Annotated in this window: 22 protein-coding genes and 1 pseudogene; 9 read left to right on the top strand and 14 right to left on the bottom strand. The window is 70.7% G+C overall.

The annotated features are described in order from the left end of the window. Positions 1-57 precede the first annotated feature (57 nt). A complete protein-coding gene (locus ACIQBL_RS29255) occupies positions 58-393 on the bottom strand; it encodes a hypothetical protein (protein ID WP_401946344.1) in 336 nt (111 codons plus the stop codon). Positions 394-622: 229 nt separating this feature from the next. On the opposite strand from ACIQBL_RS29255, the gene ACIQBL_RS29250 reads away from it, so the two are divergent. From ACIQBL_RS29250 to ACIQBL_RS29225, 6 genes and pseudogenes are all read left to right on the top strand, one after another. Then, positions 623-1,042, top strand: coding sequence for a molybdopterin-binding protein (locus ACIQBL_RS29250; RefSeq protein WP_401946341.1), 420 nt, complete (start codon positions 623-625; stop codon positions 1,040-1,042). Positions 1,043-1,230: 188 nt separating this feature from the next. Continuing rightward, positions 1,231-1,875 carry a molybdopterin-dependent oxidoreductase gene (locus ACIQBL_RS29245; RefSeq protein WP_401946338.1) on the top strand — a complete coding sequence of 215 codons (645 nt, stop codon included), beginning with the start codon at positions 1,231-1,233 and terminating at the stop codon, positions 1,873-1,875. A gap of 87 nt (positions 1,876-1,962) precedes the next feature. Next, positions 1,963-2,904, top strand: a complete 942-nt coding sequence (locus tag ACIQBL_RS29240; protein WP_401946336.1) for an alpha/beta fold hydrolase — start codon at positions 1,963-1,965, stop codon at positions 2,902-2,904. 54 nt (positions 2,905-2,958) lie between these two features. After that, positions 2,959-3,516 (top strand): YciI family protein, encoded by a 558-nt coding sequence (locus ACIQBL_RS29235; protein WP_401946333.1) that lies wholly within the window; start codon positions 2,959-2,961, stop codon positions 3,514-3,516. A gap of 280 nt (positions 3,517-3,796) precedes the next feature. Next, on the top strand, positions 3,797-4,165 hold the full coding sequence (locus ACIQBL_RS29230; protein ID WP_401946330.1) for an NUDIX hydrolase: 369 nt from the start codon (positions 3,797-3,799) through the stop codon (positions 4,163-4,165). Between the two features lie 74 nt (positions 4,166-4,239). Next, a pseudogene (locus ACIQBL_RS29225) lies at positions 4,240-4,497 on the top strand (DUF1778 domain-containing protein); the annotation flags it as partial. A gap of 44 nt (positions 4,498-4,541) precedes the next feature. Here ACIQBL_RS29225 and ACIQBL_RS29220 read toward each other — a convergent pair. Next, a complete protein-coding gene (locus ACIQBL_RS29220; RefSeq protein ID WP_401946327.1) occupies positions 4,542-4,973 on the bottom strand; it encodes a MarR family winged helix-turn-helix transcriptional regulator in 432 nt (143 codons plus the stop codon). Positions 4,974-5,154: 181 nt separating this feature from the next. Between ACIQBL_RS29220 and ACIQBL_RS29215 the strand changes: the two genes are divergently transcribed. Continuing rightward, positions 5,155-6,564 (top strand): DHA2 family efflux MFS transporter permease subunit, encoded by a 1,410-nt coding sequence (locus ACIQBL_RS29215; protein ID WP_401946881.1) that lies wholly within the window; start codon positions 5,155-5,157, stop codon positions 6,562-6,564. Between the two features lie 49 nt (positions 6,565-6,613). On the opposite strand, the gene ACIQBL_RS29210 is transcribed toward ACIQBL_RS29215, so the two are convergent. The 10 genes from ACIQBL_RS29210 to ACIQBL_RS29165 all read right to left on the bottom strand — a co-directional run bounded on the left by ACIQBL_RS29210 (position 6,614) and on the right by ACIQBL_RS29165 (position 18,488). After that, complete coding sequence (locus ACIQBL_RS29210; RefSeq protein WP_401946324.1) at positions 6,614-8,080, bottom strand: FAD-binding protein; 1,467 nt, start codon at positions 8,078-8,080, stop codon at positions 6,614-6,616. Positions 8,081-8,212: 132 nt separating this feature from the next. After that, on the bottom strand, positions 8,213-8,407 hold the full coding sequence (locus ACIQBL_RS29205) for a hypothetical protein (protein ID WP_401946321.1): 195 nt from the start codon (positions 8,405-8,407) through the stop codon (positions 8,213-8,215). Between the two features lie 81 nt (positions 8,408-8,488). Next, entirely contained in the window at positions 8,489-9,376 is an 888-nt protein-coding gene (locus tag ACIQBL_RS29200; RefSeq protein ID WP_401946319.1) for a PfkB family carbohydrate kinase, read from the bottom strand. Further along, positions 9,357-9,596, bottom strand: a complete 240-nt coding sequence (locus ACIQBL_RS29195) for a hypothetical protein (RefSeq protein ID WP_401946316.1) — start codon at positions 9,594-9,596, stop codon at positions 9,357-9,359. The genes ACIQBL_RS29200 and ACIQBL_RS29195 overlap by 20 nt, the downstream gene beginning before the upstream one ends. Positions 9,597-9,756: 160 nt before the next feature. After that, complete coding sequence (locus ACIQBL_RS29190) at positions 9,757-10,608, bottom strand: MHYT domain-containing protein (protein WP_401946313.1); 852 nt, start codon at positions 10,606-10,608, stop codon at positions 9,757-9,759. A 694-nt stretch (positions 10,609-11,302) separates the two neighbouring features. Beyond that, a complete protein-coding gene (locus ACIQBL_RS29185; protein ID WP_401946310.1) occupies positions 11,303-12,673 on the bottom strand; it encodes a dihydrolipoyl dehydrogenase family protein in 1,371 nt (456 codons plus the stop codon). A 95-nt stretch (positions 12,674-12,768) separates the two neighbouring features. After that, the gene (locus ACIQBL_RS29180) at positions 12,769-13,386 is read right to left on the bottom strand and encodes a VOC family protein (protein WP_401946307.1); all 618 of its coding nucleotides are present in this window, start codon (positions 13,384-13,386) and stop codon (positions 12,769-12,771) included. 94 nt (positions 13,387-13,480) lie between these two features. Then, positions 13,481-14,530, bottom strand: a complete 1,050-nt coding sequence (locus ACIQBL_RS29175) for an alpha/beta fold hydrolase (protein ID WP_401946304.1) — start codon at positions 14,528-14,530, stop codon at positions 13,481-13,483. Between the two features lie 203 nt (positions 14,531-14,733). Further along, positions 14,734-17,124 (bottom strand): ATP-binding cassette domain-containing protein, encoded by a 2,391-nt coding sequence (locus ACIQBL_RS29170; RefSeq protein WP_401946302.1) that lies wholly within the window; start codon positions 17,122-17,124, stop codon positions 14,734-14,736. Between the two features lie 131 nt (positions 17,125-17,255). After that, positions 17,256-18,488: an MFS transporter gene (locus tag ACIQBL_RS29165; RefSeq protein WP_401946299.1), complete on the bottom strand. Its 1,233-nt coding sequence runs from the start codon at positions 18,486-18,488 to the stop codon at positions 17,256-17,258. A 100-nt stretch (positions 18,489-18,588) separates the two neighbouring features. Here ACIQBL_RS29165 and ACIQBL_RS29160 point away from each other — a divergent pair, with 100 nt between their 5' ends. Then, entirely contained in the window at positions 18,589-19,161 is a 573-nt protein-coding gene (locus ACIQBL_RS29160) for a CGNR zinc finger domain-containing protein (protein WP_401946297.1), read from the top strand. Here ACIQBL_RS29160 and ACIQBL_RS29155 read toward each other — a convergent pair. Continuing rightward, positions 19,154-20,143, bottom strand: coding sequence for a helix-turn-helix domain-containing protein (locus tag ACIQBL_RS29155; RefSeq protein WP_401946295.1), 990 nt, complete (start codon positions 20,141-20,143; stop codon positions 19,154-19,156). The genes ACIQBL_RS29160 and ACIQBL_RS29155 overlap by 8 nt on opposite strands. A gap of 360 nt (positions 20,144-20,503) precedes the next feature. Here ACIQBL_RS29155 and ACIQBL_RS29150 point away from each other — a divergent pair, with 360 nt between their 5' ends. Continuing rightward, positions 20,504-21,106 carry a GNAT family N-acetyltransferase gene (locus tag ACIQBL_RS29150; RefSeq protein ID WP_401946293.1) on the top strand — a complete coding sequence of 201 codons (603 nt, stop codon included), beginning with the start codon at positions 20,504-20,506 and terminating at the stop codon, positions 21,104-21,106. Here ACIQBL_RS29150 and ACIQBL_RS29145 read toward each other — a convergent pair. After that, positions 21,091-22,209, bottom strand: a complete 1,119-nt coding sequence (locus ACIQBL_RS29145; protein WP_401946291.1) for a hypothetical protein — start codon at positions 22,207-22,209, stop codon at positions 21,091-21,093. The genes ACIQBL_RS29150 and ACIQBL_RS29145 overlap by 16 nt on opposite strands. Positions 22,210-22,508 lie beyond the last annotated feature (299 nt).

Here is a 22,508-nt window from a genome sequence, read left to right as displayed (position 1 = left end):
CGTGGCACGGGCCGCTCACTCGCGCCGCGCCCGGTGCGTGAGGTCAGGGGCTGACGATCAGGCGGACCGCGCCGTGGAACTCCGGCTGCTGTCGAGGGCGGGGTAGCGGACGGCTTCGGCGACCCGGAGTTCGGGGACGTGGTCCATGAGCCACAGCCGGTCCAGTCCGTCGCCGTCGAAGGGCAGGTGTGCGGCGACGCCGTGGATGGCGGGTGCCAGGTGGGCGGGGCGCCGGGCGCGCAGGGCAGGGGACGGTTCGACGGCGAGGACGTGGCGGTCGGGGGGTTCGTGACTGCCCGCGCCCGCACCGACGTTGACGATGGTGCGGGCGTCACCGAGGGCAGCGTGGACCGGGGCGGCGACATCTGGATCACAGGCTGCCACCTCCCGCACGACCGTACCCGCGCGACCCCGACGTACGCGCACACCCCCGACGCGACGACCGTCCGGCGAGAGCCGACGACCCTGTTCGCCGGTTCCTCCGATGTGCCAGGGCGAAGCGAACTCCGAGGTGGCGGATGCGACGGGGTCTGTGACGGGCGCGGCCGGAGAGACTAGCTTGTGGACGCACAGTCATCAACAAATCCGGCAATCCGGACCTTTCTCTGTGAGGCGTTCCGTCATGAGCTTGAGCATCCGCAACCAGATTCCCGGCACCGTCACCGCCGTCACGCCCGGCGCGGTGATGGCGACCGTGAAGGTGCGCCTCGACGGCGGCCAGGACCTCACCGCGGCGATCACGCTGGAGGCCGTGAAGGACCTGGGGCTCACCGAGGGCACGGCCGTCCGCGCCATGATGAAGTCCACCGAGGTCGCGCTCGCCACGAGCCGGGTCGAGGGGCTGTCCATCCGCAACCAGCTGCCCGGCACGGTCAGCGATGTCGCCACCGGAGGAGCGATGGCCGTCGTCAAGGTCACCGTCGACGGGGGCGAGCTGACCGCGGCGATCACCAAGGACGCGGTCGGCGACCTGGGCCTGCGGACCGGTTCGCCGGTGGTGGCGCTGATCAAGTCGACGGAGGTGTCTCTGGCGACGGTCTGACCCGCTCGGGGCCGCCCCGGTCAGACGGTGGTCGGGCGTGGACGCGCGCGGTCGGCGCGGTGGCAGTGGCCACCCGCGTCACGCGCAGGCGCACCGGGACCCGGCCTCCGTCGCGCCGGGTGTGAGCGCCTACGCTGCTCGGGGAAGGTAGCCGTCACCAGGCCACCAGCGAAGAGGGGACGTCCCGCGTGGCAAGCGACCGACAAGACACGGCCGAGGCCGCCGGCGACACGTCCCGCCGTATCCCGCCCGGACAGCGTCATGTGCACGGGTGGCCGGTCTCGCACTACGGGCCCGTCCCCCGTTTCCGCCCCGAGCGCTGGAACCTGCGGGTCCACGGTGCCACCGCCGACGGCGCCGAGCACAGCTGGACGTTCGACGAACTGGCGCCCCTGCCGCACGTCACGGTCGTCGCCGATCTGCACTGCGCGTCGGGCCCGACCTCCACCGACCACGAGTGGTACGGCATCCCCGCCACCGCCGTCCTGGACCTGGTCCCGCCGGCGCCGGCGGTCACGCACGTCATGGCCTGGGCGGAGTACGGCTATTCCGCCAACCTCCGCCTCGCCGACTTCACGGCCCCGCAGACCCTGCTGGCCACCCACCACAACGGCGAGCCCCTCACCGCCGAACACGGCTTCCCGCTGCGCCTGGTGGTCCCGCACCTGTACGGCTACAAGAGCCCCAAGTGGCTGCGCGCCCTCGAGTACCTCACGGAGGACCGGCGCGGCTTCTGGGAGGAGCGCGGCTACCACAACATCGCCGACCCGTGGAAGGAGCAGCGCTACTCCTACCAGGAGCAGGACGACGACGATTCGGGGCAGAACGACTGAGGGTCCGGGATCACTCCTCAGGTCCACAACCCGCCCCGCCACCCGACGATCACGGCACGTAGGCTCGTCTCCATGGTTGCGCATCGCATGGTTGACGTGAACGGTATTCGGCTGCACATCGCCGAGCAGGGCGAGGGCCCCCTGGTGGTTCTCCTGCACGGCTTCCCCGAGTCCTGGCACTCCTGGCATCACCAGTTCGGCCCCCTGGCCGACGCGGGCTTCCGGGTGGTCGCCCCCGACCAGCGCGGGTACGGAAGCAGTGACCATCCGGACGACGTCGAGGCGTACACCATCCTTCACCTGGTCGGCGATGTCGTCGGCCTGATAAAGGAGTTGGGCGAGGAGAAGGCGTACGTCGTCGGGCACGACTGGGGCGCGCCGGTCGCCTGGCACACCGCGCTGCTGCGGCCTGACATGGTGCTCGGGGTGGCCGGTCTGAGTGTGCCGCCGCCGTTCCGGGGGCCGCACCGTCCGCTGGCCATGATGCATGAGCTGTTCGGAGGCCGGTTCTACTGGAACTACTTCGCCCGCCCCGGTGTCGCCGACGCCGAGTTCGCGAGGGACACCCGCACCACGCTCCGCAAGTTCTTCTACTACGCCTCCGCCGCGGCCTCTCCCTCCGGCGAGATCACGCAGCCGATGGTCGACCCCGAGCGAGGCTGGCTCGCGGACATGGAGGACCCCGAGGTGCTGCCGGAGTGGCTCACCGAGGACGATCTGGACGCGCTCACGGAAAGCTTCTCCGGGGGCTTCACCGGTGCCCTCAACTGGTACCGCAACCTCGACCGCAACTGGGACCTGACCGCGGCGTGGGACAACGCGGTGGTCACCCGGCCCTCCCTGTACATCTACGGCGACCGCGATCTCGTCCCCGCCTTTCCCGGCGCCCGCGACATCATCGAGCAGCTGCCGGCCTTGATGCCCCACATGCATCGCAAGCCCGTCGAACTGGCCGACTGCGGACACTGGACCCAGCAGGAACGTCCCGACGAGGTGAACGCGGCGCTCATCGACTTCCTCACGGCGTAGGGGAATCCCGAAACCCGCTCGCCCCGCCCACCCCCACGAGGAGATCCTTCGGGCATGGAGTTTCTCTGCCACCACCGCGACCGGCCCAACTCCCTCGCCCTGCGCGACGAGTTGCTGGAAGAACACTGGTCCTACATGGACCGGTACGCGAAGGAGATGATCGCCCGGGGCCCCACCCTGGCCGACGACGGTGACACCCCCACCGGCAGCGTGCACATCCTCGACCTGCCCGATCCGGCCACCGCCCGCGCGTTCGCCTTCGACGAGCCGAACTACCAGGCCGGTGTCTACCGGGACGTCCTGCTGCGCCGGTGGCGCAACACGCTGGGCCGCACCATGTGGGACTTCCCCGGCGGCCGGACCGGTGGCAACCGGTACCTGGTGATCGGCCTCGGCGCCGAGCGCGACTCTGCGGCAGACCTCGCGGTTCCGCCCGGCCGGGACGAACTCGTCGCGTACGGACCGCTGTTGTCCGACGACGGCGCCACCTGGCTGGGCACGGCGGCGTTGCTCCGCGCACCGGACCCGGAGACGGCACGCGCCGTCCTGACCGAGGACCGGTACGCGGACATCGAGGTGCACAACTGGCAGTTCGGCGGCCGACCCACCTGACGCTACGTCAGGACAGGTGAGAACAGCGCGACTTGGCCGACTCCGGCGGCATCATGACAACCACCGCCGCGGGCCGGCCCGTTACCTGCTCGTGCACATCACCATCTCCAAGACCCCACCCCTCGAACGCGGCCCCCGAAGGCCGTTCGCCGTGTCGGCTCTCCTCGCGACCGTGCTCGCCGCGCTGCCGGCCCGCGTGAACCGACGTCCCCCGGGTAGGAAACCGAGTCGGACGCGGCCGGACGGACGGTCGCTCCTTGTGTGAAGGGACGGTTGGGACATGACGTTGGAGCAGGCCGCCGAGGACGTGGTGGACGCGGTCGTCGTGGACGACGCACGCCTGCTGCTGGTGAACGTGCAGGGCGGCTGGAGCCTGCCGTCCGGTGTCCCCGAACCTGCCGAGACGGCGCAGGCCACCGCCGCGCGCGTGGTGTACGAACTCACCGGTTATCTCGTGGACGGTTCGAGCCTTCTGGAACCCGCGTCGGACGGCGGGGCGGCCGTGGTGTGTCAGCTGTTGAGCGACGACCCGTCGGGAGAAGCGCGGCTCACTGCCGGGCAGCTCCGCTGGGCACCGTTCGCCGAAGCCGTCGCCGTCGGGCTGCCGGAAGCCGTGCGCGCCTACCTGGAGGGCCATATGCCCGTATAGGAACACCGGCTCCCGCGCGTGGCACCACGGGTACCGTGGACGTCACGCCGAACACGCCGAACACGCCGAAAGCCATGAACCTCCGCTTCCGAGACCCCCGGCAGCGCGAGGCCATCGAGGCCGCCGCCAAGCAGGCCGGTGTCAGCCTGCGGGAGTACATCCTCTCGGCGGCCTACGCGCGGGCGACGGCCGTCGAAGAGCGGTTCCTGGAGGGCCCCAAGGAGTCCATGGCGCGCAGCGGCGCGGCTTTCGCCGCCGAGCCCGGTACCGAACAGCGTGCGGCCGAGCGGAACACGCTGTGTGGACTCCGACGCCCGGAGCAAGGGCGCGCCGAGGGAGCGCGACTGGATCACCGCATGAGCCTCGCGAAGCGGCTTCAGGAGGTCGCCTTCCGGATGCGCGCGAGCAGGGTCCGCAGTTGTGCGCGGTCGTCCGCGTCCAGCTCGGCCGTCGCCTCCGCGAGCGCGAGTCCGTCGACCTCCTCCGCCTCGCGATGGCACTCCCGGCCCTTGTCGGTGAGGCGCAGCAGGAACGCGCGCCGGTCCTGCGGATGCCGCAGCCGCTCGACCAGTCCGTCGCGTTCCAGGCTGTCGACGATGCTGGTCGCGGTCCGCGCCGCGACTCCGGTCATCTCGCTCAAGTCCCGCATGCGCAGGGGCTGTTCGGCATGCGCGAGCATCCGCAGGGCGCGCAGCCGGGCGACCGAGGCCCCATTGGCGCGCAGCCGGATCTCCACGAACTGACGCAGCTGGTGCGTCGTCTCGTAGAGCTCGTCGACCAGGATGTCGCTGCTGCCGTGCACTGCCATGCCGTTCCCCGTTCCGCGGTGAGGTCCGATTCTACGAGCACCGGCCGACACCAATGAGCACTCACATAGTGAGTATGCTCAGCATGTGCTGCTGTTCCGACGTCGTCCCGTCCCCCCTGTTTCCCCCGTCTCCCGAATACGCCTCCGACTGCGCCCCGGCCAGCGGCTGGTCGTCCCCGTCATGTGTGTCTGCGTCACGTTCATCGCGATCGTCGACGGAGCGATCACGACCGTCGCGCTTCCCTCCATCGCCCGCCAGTTCGATCTGACCACGGCCGCCCTGGACGGCGTGGTCGTCGTCTACCCGGTCTGCCTGGCCATGGCGATCCCCGCCTCCGCCTGGCTGGTCGAACGGTTCGGCGCCAAACGCGTCCTGCTCACCGCCCTGACCGCGTTCCTCGGCTCGTCGCTGCTGTGCGGCGCGGCGGCCGGCCTCGGTCAGCTCATCGCCTCCCGCGCGGTGCAGGGCCTGTCCGCCGGAGTGCTCTTCCCTGCCGCCGCCTCGCTGCTCTACAGCACCTTCAACTCCTGGGAGCAGGTGCGCATTTCGCGGTACATGATCATCCCGCAGCAGATCGCCCCGGCCGCCGCCCCGGTGCTCGGCGGCCTGCTGGTGGACCACCTCTCCTGGCGTTGGGTGTTCTACGTCAACCTGCCGCTGGGCCTGCCCGCGGTCGTGTTCGGGGCGCTGTTCCTCGCCGAGCACCGCGGGCACCGGCCCGGCCGCTTCGACCTCACCGGGCTTCTGCTGAGCGCGGCGGCCCTCGGCGGGGTGATGTTCGGCGTCTGCGAGGGCCCCAACCGCGGCTGGTCCTCCCCCGCCGTGGTCACCTCCCTCGTCCTCGGCACGTTCCTGCTCATCGCCACCGTCGTCTTCGAACTGCGCACCGCCGAACCGCTGTTGAAGCTCCGCCTGTTCGCGGACCGGCTCTTCCGGGACACCAACCTGATCAATCTGGTGGGCCTGGTGCCGATCCTGGGGGCCATGTACCTCGGCCCGCTCTTCCTCCAGCAGGGGCAGGGCCGTTCGGCGCTCGAATCCGGCACGAGCACCTTCCCCGAGGCCTTCGGTGTCCTGCTGACCGTCCAGATCGCCGGGGTCCTGTACTCCAGGGTCGGCCCCCGGATCATCATCGGCAGCGGCCTGGCCATGGTCAGCGCGGTCCTGCTGCTCCTCGCCACCTGCGACCAGGACACCGGCCTGTGGACCTTCCGCAGCTACATGTTCCTGCTCGGCGTCGGCATGGGCGGCGTCTTCATGCCGACCACGGTCGCCTCGCTGGCCACGCTCTCCCGCAAGGACCTGGCCCAGGCCTCCACGCTCAACACGGTCGTACGGCAGACCGGCGGCGCGTTCGCGCCGGCGGCGGTGACGACGGCCCTGGTCCTGAGCACCCCCACGGCAGCCGCCGCGAATCCGCCCATCACCGCCTACCAGCACGCCTATTTCGCCCTGGCCGCCCTCGCTGCGGTGACCTCCGTCTTCGCCTTCACCCTCCCCGACGGCCCGGCCCGCGCAGCGGCGGCCCGAGGCAGGACCGCGTCGAGCGGGACGGCTCCGCTGCGACGCCGGCACGAGGAGGCGCACTGAGGCCCGAGCCTCAGGGAAGCGCCGGCGAACCCGACCAGGGCGGCGCCGATCAGAAGATGCCCTGCCCCGGCACGAGGATCCCCTTCGGGTCGTACGTCTTCCTCGCCTCGGCGAACCGGCTCCACGCCGGCCCGAAGTGCCGTCTCCAGTCGGCCTGTTGGAAGGGGATCGAACCGACCGGGTACTGGGTGCCACCGGCCGCCGCGACGGTGTCGTACGCGGACCGGTTGGCGCTCAGCAGTCGCCGCACTGTCGCGGTGTCCTCGGGCGGCGTGGTGCGCAGGACCGCGAAGAGGTACGGCACCGGGTCGTCGGGCATGCGCAGCAGCGGGGTGTGGAGGCGCTCACGCAGCAGGGGGTACAGGAGGACGACGCCGGGGCCGAGGTCGGCCGGGGTGAGTGCGTCCAGCAGGGTCGCGGTCACGTCGGCGGTGCTGCGGCCGGGCAGGAGGAGGTTGAGCCACGGGTGGGCGTATGCCCACAGGCCCGCTTCCTTCAGGGCGGCGACGGAGGGGGCGAGCCGGTCGAGGAAGTCGTAGTAGGCGAGGTCAGCGATCTGGACGCCGGAGGCGTTGTGGCGCAGCCCCCGCAGGAGCGTGGCGTCGTCGGGGGTGTCCCCCACGGGCGGTCCGTAGGCGACGGACTCGATGGTGAACCGGTTGAAGGCTCCGGCGGTGTCGGCGCCTACCTGACCCTCCAGGTAGGCGAACCGCCCCTCGGTGGCGAGGAGCCGCTGGTCGCCGAGGAAGGTCTCCAGGTCGTCGTACGGCAGGAGGTAGTGCCGCACGGTCTCCGGGGCCCGCACCAGGCGCAGGGTGGCGCCGACGATCACGGCGCACTGGCCGAGGCCGGCGAGTACGGCGTGGAAGAGGTCGCGGTGGCGGGCCGGGGAGCAGCGGAGCAACTCCCCTGCTCCGGTGACGACTTCGAGTTCCAGGACGTTGTCGACCTGTGCGCCGTGCCGGTGAGTCTGTCCGCCGAGGCCGCCGACGGACAGGGTGCCGCCGACGGAGAGTTCGAGATAGTCGGTGAAGACGGGCGGGGTCAGGCCGTGCGCGAGGGTGGCCCTGGCGACGTCGCTCCACTTCGCGCCCGCACCGACCGTGACCCGCGAACCGTCCGCCCGCACAGGCCCGATGGAGGCGAGCGGCTCGGTCTCGATGACCAGACCGCCCTCGACCTGCGCCTGCCCGTTCGTACCGTGCCCCTGTCCACGCGGGGCCACGCGCAGTCCGTGCGCATTGCAGAACCGGACCATCGCGACGACGTCCCGCACGGAGCCGGGCCGCAGCACCGCGGCCGGACGGCGGTGCACGATGTGCCCGAAGTCGTCGGCGTCGGCGCCGAGTGCGGCGTCGTCGGTGTGGAGCGTCCCGTCCAGGGGCGGGACGCCGCTCAGCGGTCGACCGGTGTCGGTCACCGCCCAGCTACGAGTGAAGGGATCAAAGCCGATGACCACGCCCGAGGCGGCGACCAGGCCGCGCAGAGCAGTGCGTCGAGACGGCGTGCGGGTCATACGGTCCTCCGAGAGCGGCCGGATGCGACGATCAACGGCGGCTCAGTCTAGGCATGTTGGCGTACGGAAGAGGGTTCCGTCCCGGCGAGTTCTCCGACCGGTTTCGCCACGTGCCGTCGCCGCCCGACGTCGCTAGTCGTCGTTTCCGCCGCTGCGGCCCGGTCCCCGGCGCCGCTTCTTCTGGGAGTCGCGCAGCAGTTCGCTCGCGGTGAGTGTCACGGTCGCCACGACGCGGACCCAGCGAGGTCCGCCGCGCTCGGCCCACACCACGCAGGCGCACCCGCCGATGAGGAGCGCCAAGAGGCCCAGCAGCAGCACAACGATCATGTTTCCCACCCCTGGTTCGTACGGTTCCGTGCATCGTACGTTCCTGATGATCTTCTCAGGCTTGGACGAGTTGAATCCGGGTCACCCCTCCCGCATCCACGCCCGAGTACCGAACGACACGCACGCCCGCGAAGCCGCCGCCGCCGCCTCGCTCAACGCCTCGGCGAAGCCTTCCGAGGTCAGCCGGCTCCGTGTCGCGAGGTGATGGGCGAGGACCCCGTGCAGGACGTCCCCCGCGCCCAGCGTGTCCGCCACCTCGACCACGGGTACATCGACCGCGCCTTCGCCGCCCGGGCCCGCCCACACGATGGGGTCCGCTCCCCCGCTGACCGCCGACCAGGAAACCCCGTGCTCGCGCAGGAATCGCAGCGTGTCCGCCGGTGTACTCGCGCCGGGTGGGCGGAAGTCGGCCGAGCAGACGGCCACGTCGATCAACGGCAGCAGGTCCTCTGTGCCGGTCTTCCAACTGCCGCCGTCGAAGAGGGTCGTTCGGCCGACGGCACGCGCGGCACGGGCGGCTGAGACCGCCAACTCCATGTGGTGACCGTCGAGTTCGACGATGTCGCAGGCCGCCACCAGTGCGTCGAGATCACCGGGCGGAGTGAGCCGGTGTCCGGTCGCGTTGGTCGAGGCGACGGCGCGTTCCCCGGTGGACGCGCTCACCAGGACGGAGGAGACGGTGGGCGGGTCGGCAGAGTCGGCTGCCAGGTCGGTGACTTTGACGCCCAGCGCGTCCAGGTCGGCCGCCACCCCAACTCCCAACGGGTGCGCGCCGATTGCGGTGAGGAGTCGCGAAGCACCGCCCAGGTGGCTGAAAGCCACGGCCGCGTTCGCCGCCGGGCCGCCCGCGGCGACCACCTGGTCGCGAGCCGTGAGCTTCTCGTTCGAGCCCGGTGCGTGGTCCACGAGTTGGATGACGTCGAGGGTGCACAGACCGACGAACAGACCTTCAGGACGTCGCCTCTCCACCGGCACCTCCTTGCGCTCTGACCGGCGGCCAGTCTACGAACGCCTGCGAGTCACCGGCTTTCCCGTCGCCCAAGCCGGTCATCCACATGTGGATCCGCTCGATCGCGGCCCGCCGCTGGGCGCCGGTCAGGGCGAAGGCCTCCTCGGCGGCGGGTAGTTGGACGCCCACCTGCTCGGCGTCGAGGAGGAAGTCTCCGGACCGGCCGGGCAGCCGTAGCACCGCGACCTCGACCTCGACGTAGTCGTCATGGGCCTCGCCCTACTGTGCGGCGGCCACAAGGAACATGGAACGGTCGGTCAGGGCCCGCCCCAGCGCCTCTCGGCTCCGATCCCCGCCCGTCACGTCGGCCGGGCGGCGTGCGAGCGTCACCCCTGTCGGGTCACCAGGAGGTGGGCGTGTGCGACGGCTGGGCCGGCTGCTGCGGCGGGAACACGGAGTCGCCGCCGAACAGGGGCGCGGTCACCGGCCCCGAAGTCTGCGCCAGGTCGTCGCCGAGCATCATGTCGGGGTCGAACATGACGATGACGGCGGCCACCAGGAGCACGAGGAGCGGGCCGGCGAGCATGACCAGGAGGAACGCGACCAGGTCGGCGGAGGACTGCGCGGACCCGACGGGGGCCGTGATGTGGACGGAGACCGCGGCCATGCCGGTGTAGTGCATGCCGGTCACGGCCACGCCCATGACGAGGCTCGCGCCCAGGCTCGCCCACAGCGCGTGGATGGAGACCGCCGCCCACAGGGCCGCGGTGGCGGCGCCGATGGCGATCACGACGGAGAGCAGCACGGTCGGGGTGTCGTAGTGGAGGGTGCCGTTCGTGTGGATGGCGGCCATCCCGAGGTAGTGCATGGTCGCGACCCCGAGGCCCGTGACCGCGCCGGCCACGCCCAGGTTCAGCGGCGAACCGCCTCGGTAGCCGACGAGGAACACTCCTACGGCGACCACCGCGATCGCCACGGCGAGGCTCAGGAGCGTCTTCGTCGTGTCGTAGCGGACCAGTGCGCCCTGGACGCTGAAGCCGATCATGGCGATGAAGTGCATGGTCCATATGCCGCAGCCGATCGACACGGCGCCCAGGGCCAGCCAGCGGGCTCTGTGCTGCGGGCGGCGCAGCGAACGGGTCGTGCACCGCAGCCCGAGGGCCGCTCCCAGGCACGCCATCAGATAGGCGGCGACCGGAGTCACGGCGCCGTAGTAGAAGTCGGAGACGGTGGCGGAGGCGGTGACGGTCATCCAGGTTCCCTTCACGTACGTGACGGCGGGCGGCACCGCAGTCGTGGTCGGCCGGCACGGTGACGTGGCGCACGCTCCCGTCGTCCGGGGACCGCGCGGGTTCCGGGCCATGCCGGGCGCGGGCCGGTGCTCGGCCTCCGGTCGGGAGGGGCACGGGGACACGTCGGTGCGCTACGGCAGGGGCGCGCGCGGATGGACCACTCCCGCCCCTGCCGCACGTTCGTACCGGCTCGGCCGGGCGGACCTGTTCGAGCGCGCGGACATCCTGCTGACGGACACAGGACACGGGGAACCGAACGGTCGACTTCAAGCCACCAGGCCGAGTTGTGCATGATTCAATCACGCCACTCACACATTTCCTACACAACCTGGATAGGTGTGAAGAGGTGTTAGCCGAATCGATACTTCACCACGACTGCCCATAAAGCCCACCAGCGTGGGAAGTTCCGATGACGCCCAGCACGATCGCGTTGCTGCGGATGCCGGAGTTGGCGTGATCGGCGAGGCTGGTGCGGAGCCGGGTGAGGTGGAAGAAGCCGGTCAGGTTGACGCCGATGCCCTGCGACGCGCCGGTGATGACGGCGACCCTTGACGGGGGTGTCCATGGCGGCCCTCCGAGTGGTGACGATGTTTTCGGCCACGGCGCCGGGTACCTCGCCGTACCGGTCGCACCTTCAGCACGCGGTGTGACACATCACGCCGACGTCTCCCCCTCCTTCGCCCCGATCCGGTCGCGCAGTTCCTTGAGCGCTGCCACGTAGATCTCCGAGAACGTGGGGAACGGCTGGATCGTGTCCCGCAGCACGTCCAGGGGGACGCGGGCGCGGACGGCGAGGGTCGCCTGTTGCAGCCACTCCCCCGCCTCCGGGCCGAGTGCGTGGGCGCCGGTGAGCACCCGGCCGTCGCTGAGCAGCGTGAGGAACCCGTTGGCGTCGGCGTAGGCGCGGGTGTACGCGGCGGTCTTGGCCACCCCGGAGATCGGGACGGTGGCGCCGAACCGTGCCTCGCTCGCGCCGACCGACGCCGCCTGCGGGTCGGTGTAGACGACGCGGGGTACGGCCGTGTAGTCGGCCTCGCGGGGTTCGCCGAGGATGTTGGCGGCGACGATCTCGCCCTGGTACTTGCCGACGTGGGTCAGCATCCAGAGGCCGGTGGCGTCGCCGACGACCCACAGCCGCTCGGCGGCACGCAGGCGCGAGTCGACGGGAATGCCGTGCTCGTCGGCCTTCACGCCCACCGTGTCCAGGCCGATGTCGTCGACGCGCGGGCGGCGCCCGGTGGCCACGAGGAGACGGTCGCCGCGCAGTTCCCGTCCGTCGTCGAGGGTCAGGACGTAGTCCTCGCCCTCGCGCCCGGCGGCGACCGTCCGCGGGCCGAGCACCAGCTCGACCCCGTCGCGGCGCAGCACCTCGCCGAGCGCCTCGCCCAGCTGCCGGGGCTCGCGGGGCAGGACGTACCGGCCATGGGCTGTGAGGACGACCTCGCCGCCGAGACGGCGTACGGCCTGGGCCATCTCCACGCCGACGGGTCCGGCGCCGAGCACGATCAGCCGGCGCGGGACCGCCTTCATGCCCGTGACCTCGCGGTTGGTCCACACACCGGTCAGCCCGGACAGGCCCGGGACCGGGGGCATCACGGGCGACGCTCCCGTGGCCACGACGACATGTTCGGCGGTGTGGCGGGCCCCGGCCACCTCCACGACACCCGGTCCCGCCAGGCGGCCGGTGCCGCGCAGCAGGTCGATGCCGTTGTCGGCCAGCCAGCGTTCCTGTCCGGCGTCGGAGTAGTCCGAGACCATGAAGTCCCGCCAGGCCAGGGCCTGTTCGACGTCGACCTGGGCGCCGGCCGCGGCTTCTCGTGCCCCGTGCACGGCCTCGCCGGGGCGCAGCAGCGTCTTCGACGGGATGCACGCCCAGTACGAGCACTCCCCGCCGACCAGCTCGCGCTCCACCAGCGCGACCCGCAGACCGCCGTCGGCCAGGGCGCCGGCGCAGTGTTCACCGGGCGATCCGCCGCCGATCACGATGACGTCGTAGTCGTACGCGCTGTCGTCGTTGCGGCTCATCCGTCCGTCCTCCTCGCCTGCGGCCACGACGCCCGGTCACTGACCTGACCCGGACGGTGCGGCCCTTCAGGGCACCGCCCGCCGGGCCGACGTACTCACGACGGCAGCTCGGTGCCTGCCTGCTCGTTCACCATGTACCGCGCGTACCAGTCGGGCCAGTCCGGGTCCTCCGCGCCGGTGCGCGCCTCGTGCTCGCCGTGGGCCGCGGCGGCGCGGCGCAGTGCGCTCGCCAGGTCCTCGGCCGAGGCGAACGTCGTGGCCGCCGGGTCCAGGCGGCCCGGCAGCCGGGTGGTGATCTCCTGGAGGAGCCAGCCGTTGCCGTCCGGGTCGCTGAACGACAGGAACGATCCGTAGCTGCTGCGCTGCGGATCGGGACCGGGCACCCGGGCGTCGGTCCCGCCGTGGTGGAAGACTCCGCCCTCGTCGTGGAACACGTCGCTCGGGTCGGCGCCGACCCGCTTGAGTTCGTCGTGGGCGGCGTCGATGTCGTCCACGATCAGGTGCAGGCCCTGCGCCGAGCCCGGTGTCTGGGCGGTGACCGAGGTGCCGAAGATGACCGAGGCCGGTGAGCCCGGCGGGGTCACCTGGACGACGCGGAAGTTCTCGCCGGTGGCGACGTCGGCGTCGAGCCGCCAGCCCAGCGCCGTGTAGAAGTCCTTGGCCCGGTCCACGTCCCCGACCGGCACCACGACGACCTCGAGCTTCATGTCCATGGGGTGTGCCTCCGTTCTCGGACGAACTGCCGACTCCACCAGACTGGCCCCTCCGGCCGCGATGCGCGCCGGGGAGTCTCACGCGTTCCCGAAATCAGAGACGGTCGGCGTCCAGGACGGCCCGCGCGAACGCCTCCGGGGCCTCCTGCGGCACGTTGTGTCCGATGCCGTCGAGGGCGCGGTGGTCGTACGGGCCGGTGAACTTGGCGCGGTACGCGCTCCCGTCGCCCGCCGGGGTGAAGGGATCCAGCTCGCCGTCGAGGGTGATCGTGGGGACGGAGACGGCAGGCCCCGCGGCGAGTCTGGCCTCGATGCCGTCGTGGCGCGGGTCCCCCTCGGCGAGGCCCAGCCGCCAGCGGTAGTTGTGGATGACGATGCTCACGTAGTCCGGGTTCTCGAAGGCCTTCGCGGTGCGGTCGAAGGTGGCGTCGTCGAAGTGCCAGGTCGGGGAGACGTTGCGCCAGATCAGCTTGGCGAAGTCGTGCCCGTACTGGGCCAGACCCGACTCCCCGCGTTCGGTGGCGAAGTAGTACTGGTACCACCACGCCAACTCGGCGGCCGGGGGCAGCGGTTGCTTGTTCCTCTCCCGGTTGGTGATGAGGTACCCGGTGACCGAGACCAGCGCCTTGCAGCGCCGGGGCCACAGTGCCGCGATGATGTCGGCCGTCCGCGCTCCCCAGTCGAAGCCGCCGAGCAGCGCCTTCTCGATCCGCAGCGCGTCCATCAGGGCGATGATGTCCAGGGCGACCACCGCCTGCTGCCCGTTGCGGAAGGTCTTCGCCGACCGGAACGTCGTGGTGCCGTAGCCCCGCAGGTAGGGGACGATCACCCGGTATCCCTCGGCGGCCAGCAGCGGCGCGACGTCGACATAGCTGTGGATGTCGTACGGCCATCCGTGCAGCAGGACGACGACCGGGCCCTTCGCCGGACCGACCTCCGCGTAACCGACGTCCAGCTCACCGGCCTTGACCTGCTTCAGCGACTCGAAGGACGTACGGCCCGTCACCCGCCCGGCAGTTGACGCCTCCGTTCCGGAGGGAACGGCGGACGCGGCGGACGCGGCCGACGAGTTGAACCATCCCGCCAGGGTCGCGGCCGCGGTCCCCACTCCCAGGGTCCTGCCGAGAGTTCGCCTGTTGATCATGTGAACCGTCCTGCCTGTAGGGGTGCTGGAGTGCCGCCCGCCGGAGGGCAGCCCCGTTCAGGTTCCGCCGCCGGTCGGCCCGGGCGCCACGACCAGATTCCTCGTATGTGGGAGGTCCGGCCTCTCATATTCCCCGGACATGCCCCACCCGTGCGCCCCGCCATCGTGCAACTCCCTTTGAGGACAAGGGAGTTGCACGACAGTCACGCGCCCACGTACGCCGCCAGATGCTCCCCCGTGAGCGTCGAACGCGCGTCGACCAGCTCGGCCGGTGTCCCCTCGAAGACGATCCTTCCGCCGTCGTGACCGGCGCCGGGGCCGAGGTCGATGATCCAGTCGGCGTGGGCCATGACCGCCTGGTGGTGTTCCACGACGATGACCGACTTCCCGGAGTCGACCAACCGGTCGAGCAGGCCGAGGAGTTGCTCGACATCGGCGAGGTGGAGGCCGGCGGTGGGCTCGTCGAGGACGTAGACGCCGCCCTTGTCGGACATGTGGGTGGCCAGCTTGAGGCGCTGGCGTTCGCCGCCGGAGAGGGTGGTGAGGGGCTGGCCGAGGCTGAGGTAGCCGAGGCCCACGTCCGCGAGGCGGGTCAGGATCTTGTGCGCGGCCGGTGTCGCCGCCTCGCCCGTGCCGAAGAACTCCTCCGCCTCGGTCACCGACATCGCGAGCACCTCGCTGATGTCCCGGCCGCCGAAGCGGTACTCCAGCACCGACGCGTCGAACCGCTTCCCCTCGCACTCCTCGCAGGTCGTGGCCACGCCCGCCATCATCGCCAGGTCGGTGTAGATGACGCCGGCGCCGTTGCAGGTGGGGCAGGCGCCCTCGGAGTTCGCGCTGAACAGGGCCGGCTTCACGCCGTTGGCCTTGGCGAAGGCCTTGCGGATCGGTTCGAGGAGTCCGGTGTACGTCGCCGGGTTGCTCCGGCGTGAGCCGCGGATGGCGCCCTGGTCGACCGACACCACGTTCTCGCCGGCCGGGACCGACCCGTGCACCAGCGAACTCTTCCCGGAACCGGCGACACCGGTGATGACGGCGAGCACCCCGAGCGGGATGTCGACGTCGACGTCCTGGAGGTTGTTGGTCGCGGCGCCCCGGATCTCCAGCGTGCCGGTGGGCTTCCGCGTCGACTCCTTGAGCTTGGCCCGGTCGTCGAAGTGCCGGCCGGTGATGGTGCCGCCGGTGCGCAGTCCCTCGACGGTGCCCTCGAAGCAGACGGTGCCGCCCGCCGTACCAGCGCCCGGACCGAGGTCGACGACGTGGTCGGCGATCGCGATGGTCTCCGGCTTGTGCTCGACGACGAGCACGGTGTTGCCCTTGTCGCGCAGGCGCAGCAGCAGGTCGTTCATGCGCTGGATGTCGTGCGGGTGCAGCCCGATGGTCGGCTCGTCGAAGACGTACGTCACGTCGGTGAGCGAGGAGCCGAGGTGGCGGATCATCTTGACGCGCTGTGCCTCACCGCCCGACAGCGTGCCGGCCGGCCGGTTGAGCGAGAGATAGCCGAGACCGATCTCGACGAACGAGTCGAGGGCCTGCCGCAACGCGGTGAGCAGCGGCGCGACCGACGGTTCGTCGAGGCCGCGGACCCACTCGGCCAGGTCGCTGATCTGCATCGCGCAGGCGTCGGCGATGCTGATGCCCCTGACCTTCGACGAGCGGGCACCCTCGTTCAGCCGGGTGCCGTCGCAGTCGGGGCAGGTGGTGAAGGTGACCGCGCGGTCCACGAACTCGCGGATGTGCGGCTGCATGCCCTCCCGGTCCTTGGCGAGCATCGACTTCTGGATGCGCGGGATCAGACCCTCGTAGGTCATGTTGATGCCCGCGATCTTCATCCGGGTCGGCTCGCGGTGGAGGAAGTCCTGGAGTTCCTTCTTGGTGAACGTGCGGATCGGCTTGTCCGGGTCGAAGAAGCCCGACTCGCTGTAGAGCCGGGAGTTCCAGCCGCCGCCCGTGTAGCCGGGCACGGTGATCGCGCCCTCGGAGAGCGACTTCGAGTCGTCGTAGAGCTGTGTGAGGTCGAGGTCGGTCACCGAGCCCCGGCCCTCGCAGCGCGGGCACATGCCGCCGGTGATGCTGAAGCTGCGGCGCTCCTTCACCTTCTGTCCACCGCGTTCCATGGTGACCGCGCCCGCGCCGCTGATCGAGGCGACGTTGAAGGAGAACGCCTTGGGCGAGCCGAGGAACGGCTTGCCGAGCCGGCTGAAGAGGATGCGCAGCATGGCGTTGGCGTCGGTGGCGGTGCCGACCGTGGAGCGAGGGTCGGCGCCCAGCCGCTGCTGGTCGACGATGATCGCGGTCGTCAGTCCGTCGAGGACGTCGACCTCGGGCCGGGCGAGCGTCGGCATGAAGCCCTGCACGAAGGCGCTGTACGTCTCGTTGATCAGCCGCTGCGACTCCGCGGCGATCGTGTCGAACACGAGCGAGCTCTTGCCCGAGCCGGAGACACCGGTGAACACCGTCAGCCGACGCTTCGGGATCTCGATACTGACGTCCTTGAGATTGTTCTCGCGCGCCCCGTGCACGCGGATCAGGTCGTGGCTGTCGGCAGCGTGCGGCGCGGATGCCCGCGTGTCCGTCCTCGTGGCCTCGCTCATCGTGCCTTCCCTCCGTTTGCGCCGGGCCGCCGAGAGTCGCTCGGCGGTCATCGCCCGGCTCGATCTAACCAAGCTTCGAGCGGTACGTCCGCTTCCGGCGTCGATGCGCGGTGACGTCCATGGCAGTCACGCTAGGGGCGGCGCGTGGCCTCGCGCTTCTCGAATCCTGACCGGTCCGGTCGCCTCCTGCCGTGGTGCCCGTGCCGTACGTGGTGCAGGTGACGGCCCAGCGCCACCACGGCCAGGGCGGCGACCAGACCCGTCACACCCCGCCAGCCGAACCGGTCGTACGTCCGCACGCCGAGCCAGGAACCCGCGCTGCCGCCGAGGAACGCGCAGGTCATGTACGCGGTGTTGATACGGGCCCGGGCCTCGGGCCGTAGCGCGAAGATGCGGGCCTGGTTGGCGACCTGGCCGGACTGGACGGCCACGTCGAGCAGCAGCATGCCGGTGGCCAGGGCCAGCAGGCCGGTCGTGCCGCCCCTGTAGGCGGGGACGAGCACCGCCGCCGAGGCGATCGTGCCGAGCACGGCGAGGAGGCTGACCGTGTCGGGGCCACGGCGGTCGGCGAGGCGGCCGGCGAGCGGGGTGCTGAACATGCTGGCGGCGCCGACCAGTCCGAGGAGCCCCACCGCCTGGGCACCCATGGCGTACGTCGGTCCGGTGACGAGCAGGGTGAGGGTGGTCCAGGCGGCGCTGAAGCCCGCGAAGACGGCGGCCTGGTAGAGGCAGGAGCGGCGGAGGGCGGGTTCGGTGCGCAGGAGGTGCAGCGGCGCGGCTATCAGGGACGGGTAACTGTGCCGCGTGGACGGCGTGGTGTCCGGGACGACCCGGGAGAGGATCGCGGCCAGGGCCAGGAAGACCACCGCGGCGACGAGGTACGGCGCCCGCCAGCCGAGCCGCTCGCCGAGGGTGCCGCTGAAGGTGCGGGCCAGGAGGATGCCGCCGATGAGGCCGCTGAGGAGGGTGCCGGTGACGGCTCCACGGCGTTCGGCGGGGACGAGTCCGGCGGTCATCGGGATGATGATCTGGGGCACGACGGTCGTCACTCCGGTGACCGCGCTCGCGGCGACCAGCAGGGGCAGCGACGGCGCGGCGCTCGCGGCGAGGAGTCCGGCGGCGGTGAGCGTGAGCAGGGTGACGATCAGGGGGCGGTGCGGGAGCCGGTCGCCGAGGGGGACGAGGAGGAAGATGCCGGCCGCGTACCCGAATTGGGCCGCCGTGACGACGAGGGCGGCCGAGCCGGTGGAGACGTCCAGGTCGGCGGCGACGAGCGAACTGATCGCCTGCGGGAAGTAGATGGTCGAGACGCCCACACCGCAGGCGAGGGACAGGACGAGGATCACCCAGCGGGGCACGGACACACCTCACGTGAGAACCAGTTTGACTGGTTCGGGCGACGGTAGCAGGCCGGTCGACGTCATGGCACCGCTTAAACCGGTTCTACGGGGCTAGGCTGGAGCCGTGCCACCGACTCCCCGCTTCCGCCAGGGCGCCGGCCGCCCCTGCCTGGATTTCATCCGTACCCTGCGCCATCGCGGTTCGCCCGACGCGGTGGAGGAACTCCCGGACGCCGGGGCGCTGTTGGCGTGGGTCAGGCAGTGCGGCCCCCGCATCCCCGCCGGGGGGAGCGCCGATGCCGCTCACGCACGCGCCCTGCGCGAGGCCGTCCACGCCCTCATCGCCGCCGCCCGGGCCGGCCGGACCCCCGACGCGCACTCCGTCGACCGGGTCAACGCGGCAGCCGCACACCCCGTCCCCGTGCCGCACCTGGACCCCACCGGGCATCTTGTCTGGCAGGCCGACGACCCTGTCCGGGCCACCCTCGCCCTCGTCGCCCGCGATGCCCTGGACCTCGTGACCTCCCCGTCGCTCACCCGCCTCCGCCACTGCGCGGGCCCGACCTGCGGAGCCCTGTTCCTGGACATCTCCCGCCCCGGAAACCGCCGTTGGTGCTCCATGGGCACCTGCGGGAACCGGGCCAAGAAGGAGACGCTGCGCGGCAGGAAGGACAGCGGGGGCGTGCGACCTAGGTGATGTCGGTCGGCGTGGAGGGACGGCGGGCGTATGCGGTGGGGGTCTGCCCGTACCGCTTCTTGAAGGCCCGCGTGAAGTGGCTGCTGTCGGCGAAGTGCCAGTAGGCGGCGAGTTCGGAGACGTTCGGTCGGCCGCGCGGGGCGGTGAGGGCGAGTCGGGCTTCCTCCAGCCGCCGGTGCCGGATGTACGCGGTCACCGACTCCCCGACGGCGGCGAAGGCCCGCTGCAAGGTCCGCAGGGAGACGTTGAGTTCATGTGCCAGCGTCGCCGGGGAGAGTTCGGGCTCGGCGAGACGGCTGTTGGCGAGGTTCTTCGCGGCCTGGGTGAGCGCGGGGGCCAGCAGGGGTTCCACGTCGTCGAACCGACGCAGGGCCACCGCCTTCGCCAGTTCGATCAGGGTGCTGTGCGCGGCTTGTACACCGGCCGGGCCGAGGGCGGTCAACGTCCCCTGGACCATGGCCATATGGGCCGTCAGCAGCCGCGTCTCGACCGAGTCCGCCGGGCCGGTGACGATCCGGTTCCCGAGCAGTGGTCTGAGCAGCGCGGCGGGCAGGAAGAGGATCTGCGCCGAGGTGTTCGGCGCCGTCTCGAAGGCCGACGGCGGCCCGAAGTGCCGCAGGAGGATCTGTCCGGCCGCCACGGTGTGCCGGCTGTGACCGCGCCTGTCTCCCAACGTCCACGCACCGCGCCGCACCACGTAGATCCGCACCTGGTCCTCATGGCCGCGCGGGGTGGCCGCGGCCCGGACTGCGGAGATGCCGTGGAGATCGGTGATCGCCACGTCGTGCACCTTGGTGCCCCGGCTCCTGACCCGGAAGTGACCGGTGGTGTCCGGGCTGAAGACCGGCAGCCGGAACCCGCCGCCGAGTTGCGTCTCCCACTGGTGCCGGAAGGCGTCGAATCCTCGCGGTGCGGCGTCCGGACGGGTGGAGTCCAGCAAGAACGCCCCACGCGACGCCTCGGCCCCCGCTCCCGTGCTCATCACCTTCCGGTCTCCCTCGCGCGCATTGCCCCAACTGCGGCTCGTGGCACGGATGTTCCGCGCGCACGCCGCTGCGGCTCAAGTGTGCGCTGTGCCAAGTTCCTTGGGCTACGACGGTAGGCACGTACCGGGACGGTTCGGAGCCCCGGTGGTGCGCGAGACGAGAAACCTGTGACATCACCCACGCCTCCCCATCCCCCGATCCTCTCGGTGCACGACCTTCAGCCGCAACTCTCCAACTTGCGCTCGTACTGGCTCGGTTGGGACGCCGACAAGGCGGCGGACAGCGACATGCCCATCTGTCGGACGGGACTTCCGCACGCGTTGTTGAACGGTGTGCTGGGATGTCGCGGTCGGTCGTTGGACGATGCCCTGTCCCTGGCCCGCAAGCGGCTGGAGGGTACACCGCATCTGTGGTGGGCGGGCGACGACAGCGGTGCTGGTCCGGCGGAGCAACTGGTGGCCCGCGGCGGAACTCTCACCTCCACACTGCCCGTGATGGCCGTCGATCTCAGGAAGGTGGCCGACGCCACCGTGCCCGGCCTGGAGATCGCACCCGTCGTCGACCGCCCCGGGTTGGCCGACTACGTGGCCACGTACTCGGAGGTGTTGGGGATCCCGCGCGACGCGGTGCCGTCGGTCGTCGACGCCGAAGTGAACCACAACACCGCCCGCTCCCACGTCCTCCGATTCATCGGCCGCGTGGACGGACGGGCCGTAGGAACCGCCCGGTTGTCGATGAGTCACGGCGTCGCCGGTATCTACTGGGTCGCCACTCCGGAGGCCTACCGCAAGCGTGCAATCGCCGGTGCGCTGAGGACGGCGGCGCTTCTCGCGGGGCGTGAACGCGGCCTGCGCGTCGGGACCTTGCAGGCGAGCGGGCGCGGGGAGTCCCTGTACCGCGAACTCGGGTTCGAGACGGTGGGCCACGTGCACCATCTGGAGGTTCAGTACGACGGGTGACCGGGCAGTCCGAGGGTGCGGCGGGCACGTGCGGGGAGTTCCCCGAGGTGGGTGTCGAATGCCTTCCGGTGCTCGGCGCACACGCGGACGCCTGCGAAGTGGGCCGGTGCGGGCGTGAATTGGGACGGGTATACGCAGTCGAAGCAGGTAGGTCCGGCGTTCTCGAGGATCGCGGCGAAACCGGGGAACAGGACTCGGCCCTGGTTCGCGAGGATGTCCCGGTAGTGGTTGTTGTCCTGCGCGGTCGGGCTGAGCCGGTACCAGAGTTTGACGTTCTTGCGGGCCTGGTCGACGGTCCGGGCTGTTTCGGGATTTCCGAGAGTGAGGCTGTCCTCCACGTAGCGATAGCGGCGCATCGTCATATGGATGGGACCGGCTATGTTGCGGAGAAAGTTGACGACGGGAGTCCGCTCCGGGGTGTCGGCCCAGTGGGCGTCGATATTCCAGAGCGTGTCGCGACAGGTGCGGTAGGTGTGTTGACGCAGGTCGGGGTCGGCGTAGGCGAAGGTGTTGCAGATTTCGCCCTCGGCGCGGTGTTTGTGGTAGGCCACCGCGTCGTACATGGCGTCGCAGATCTCCGTCAGGATCTGGTTCTGCTCTTCGGTCAGCCAGGCATCTTCTATGTCGTTGCAGGCGAGGGCGGCGGCGATGAAGAGGCGGGCCTGGGCGTCGCAGTCGCGGATCCGGAACCACTGGGCGGGGCTGTGGGCGATCGCCGCCGCGTAACGGCCGAGGAGTTCGGCGTTCCCCTGCGGGGAGGACTTTTCGGCGGTGATCAGGAGGGAGGAGTAGTACTCGCGGGCCATGTCCCCGTGGACGGCGGTTCCGGCGAAGAGCGTCGACAGGAGTTCGCCGGTGTCGTAGCCCGCGATGACCGGAGATTTCAGGGGAGAGATGTGTTCGCCCCTGAACTCCGCCACGGCGGAAATGGCGGTGAGGCGCGCGAGGGCGATGTACCGCGCACGGTTCGTATGGGCGGGAATGATCGTGCGCACGTATTCCCAGGCACAGGCGAGTGCTTCATCGGCCTGCCGCGGAGTGAGGCCTTCGGGTGCGAAGGTGCCCCTGAGGTCGGCGGGAAAATGCCAGGTGTCATGGGTCATGGGGGCCTTCACTGGCGAGCAATTTCGGGTAGCGACTTTCTGGGGATCACTGTCCATGAAGGGGACAGACCCAGCGCGATTCAATCAGCGGTCGGCCGCACGGCACATACTCCCGTGATGCGGATCCATACGCGTTCGTACACGATCGCCCTTCGTCGCGCCCGGGAGGGCGAGAGGAGTTGTTCACCTCCCTGCAACCGGCTTTTGGATCCACATACTTAGAGTGTGGATCCCCGCAATCGATCCCTTGGACGCGACCCCCTGAACACAATCCCCTGCGTCCCCCGCACTCCCGGAAC

Source organism: Streptomyces sp. NPDC088350, from assembly GCF_044753545.1.
GTDB lineage: Bacteria > Actinomycetota > Actinomycetes > Streptomycetales > Streptomycetaceae > Streptomyces.
Note: the sequence above shows the minus strand (reverse complement) of the source record. Positions and strands in the feature narration are given on the sequence as shown.

What these genes read in the sequence shown, in the direction of transcription:
- ACIQBL_RS29250 (WP_401946341.1), top strand. Translation starts at nt 623, where the DNA reads ATGAGCTTGAGCATCCGCAACCAGATTCCCGGCACCGTCACCGCCGTC.
- ACIQBL_RS29240 (WP_401946336.1), top strand. Translation starts at nt 1,963, where the DNA reads ATGGTTGACGTGAACGGTATTCGGCTGCACATCGCCGAGCAGGGCGAG.
- ACIQBL_RS29235 (WP_401946333.1), top strand. Translation starts at nt 2,959, where the DNA reads ATGGAGTTTCTCTGCCACCACCGCGACCGGCCCAACTCCCTCGCCCTG.
- ACIQBL_RS29230 (WP_401946330.1), top strand. Translation starts at nt 3,797, where the DNA reads ATGACGTTGGAGCAGGCCGCCGAGGACGTGGTGGACGCGGTCGTCGTG.
- ACIQBL_RS29220 (WP_401946327.1), bottom strand. Translation starts at nt 4,973, where the DNA reads ATGGCAGTGCACGGCAGCAGCGACATCCTGGTCGACGAGCTCTACGAG.
- ACIQBL_RS29215 (WP_401946881.1), top strand. Translation starts at nt 5,155, where the DNA reads ATGTGTGTCTGCGTCACGTTCATCGCGATCGTCGACGGAGCGATCACG.
- ACIQBL_RS29210 (WP_401946324.1), bottom strand. Translation starts at nt 8,080, where the DNA reads ATGACCCGCACGCCGTCTCGACGCACTGCTCTGCGCGGCCTGGTCGCC.
- ACIQBL_RS29205 (WP_401946321.1), bottom strand. Translation starts at nt 8,407, where the DNA reads ATGATCGTTGTGCTGCTGCTGGGCCTCTTGGCGCTCCTCATCGGCGGG.
- ACIQBL_RS29190 (WP_401946313.1), bottom strand. Translation starts at nt 10,608, where the DNA reads ATGACCGTCACCGCCTCCGCCACCGTCTCCGACTTCTACTACGGCGCC.
- ACIQBL_RS29185 (WP_401946310.1), bottom strand. Translation starts at nt 12,673, where the DNA reads ATGAGCCGCAACGACGACAGCGCGTACGACTACGACGTCATCGTGATC.
- ACIQBL_RS29180 (WP_401946307.1), bottom strand. Translation starts at nt 13,386, where the DNA reads ATGGACATGAAGCTCGAGGTCGTCGTGGTGCCGGTCGGGGACGTGGAC.
- ACIQBL_RS29175 (WP_401946304.1), bottom strand. Translation starts at nt 14,530, where the DNA reads ATGATCAACAGGCGAACTCTCGGCAGGACCCTGGGAGTGGGGACCGCG.
- ACIQBL_RS29170 (WP_401946302.1), bottom strand. Translation starts at nt 17,124, where the DNA reads ATGAGCGAGGCCACGAGGACGGACACGCGGGCATCCGCGCCGCACGCT.
- ACIQBL_RS29155 (WP_401946295.1), bottom strand. Translation starts at nt 20,143, where the DNA reads ATGAGCACGGGAGCGGGGGCCGAGGCGTCGCGTGGGGCGTTCTTGCTG.
- ACIQBL_RS29145 (WP_401946291.1), bottom strand. Translation starts at nt 22,209, where the DNA reads ATGACCCATGACACCTGGCATTTTCCCGCCGACCTCAGGGGCACCTTC.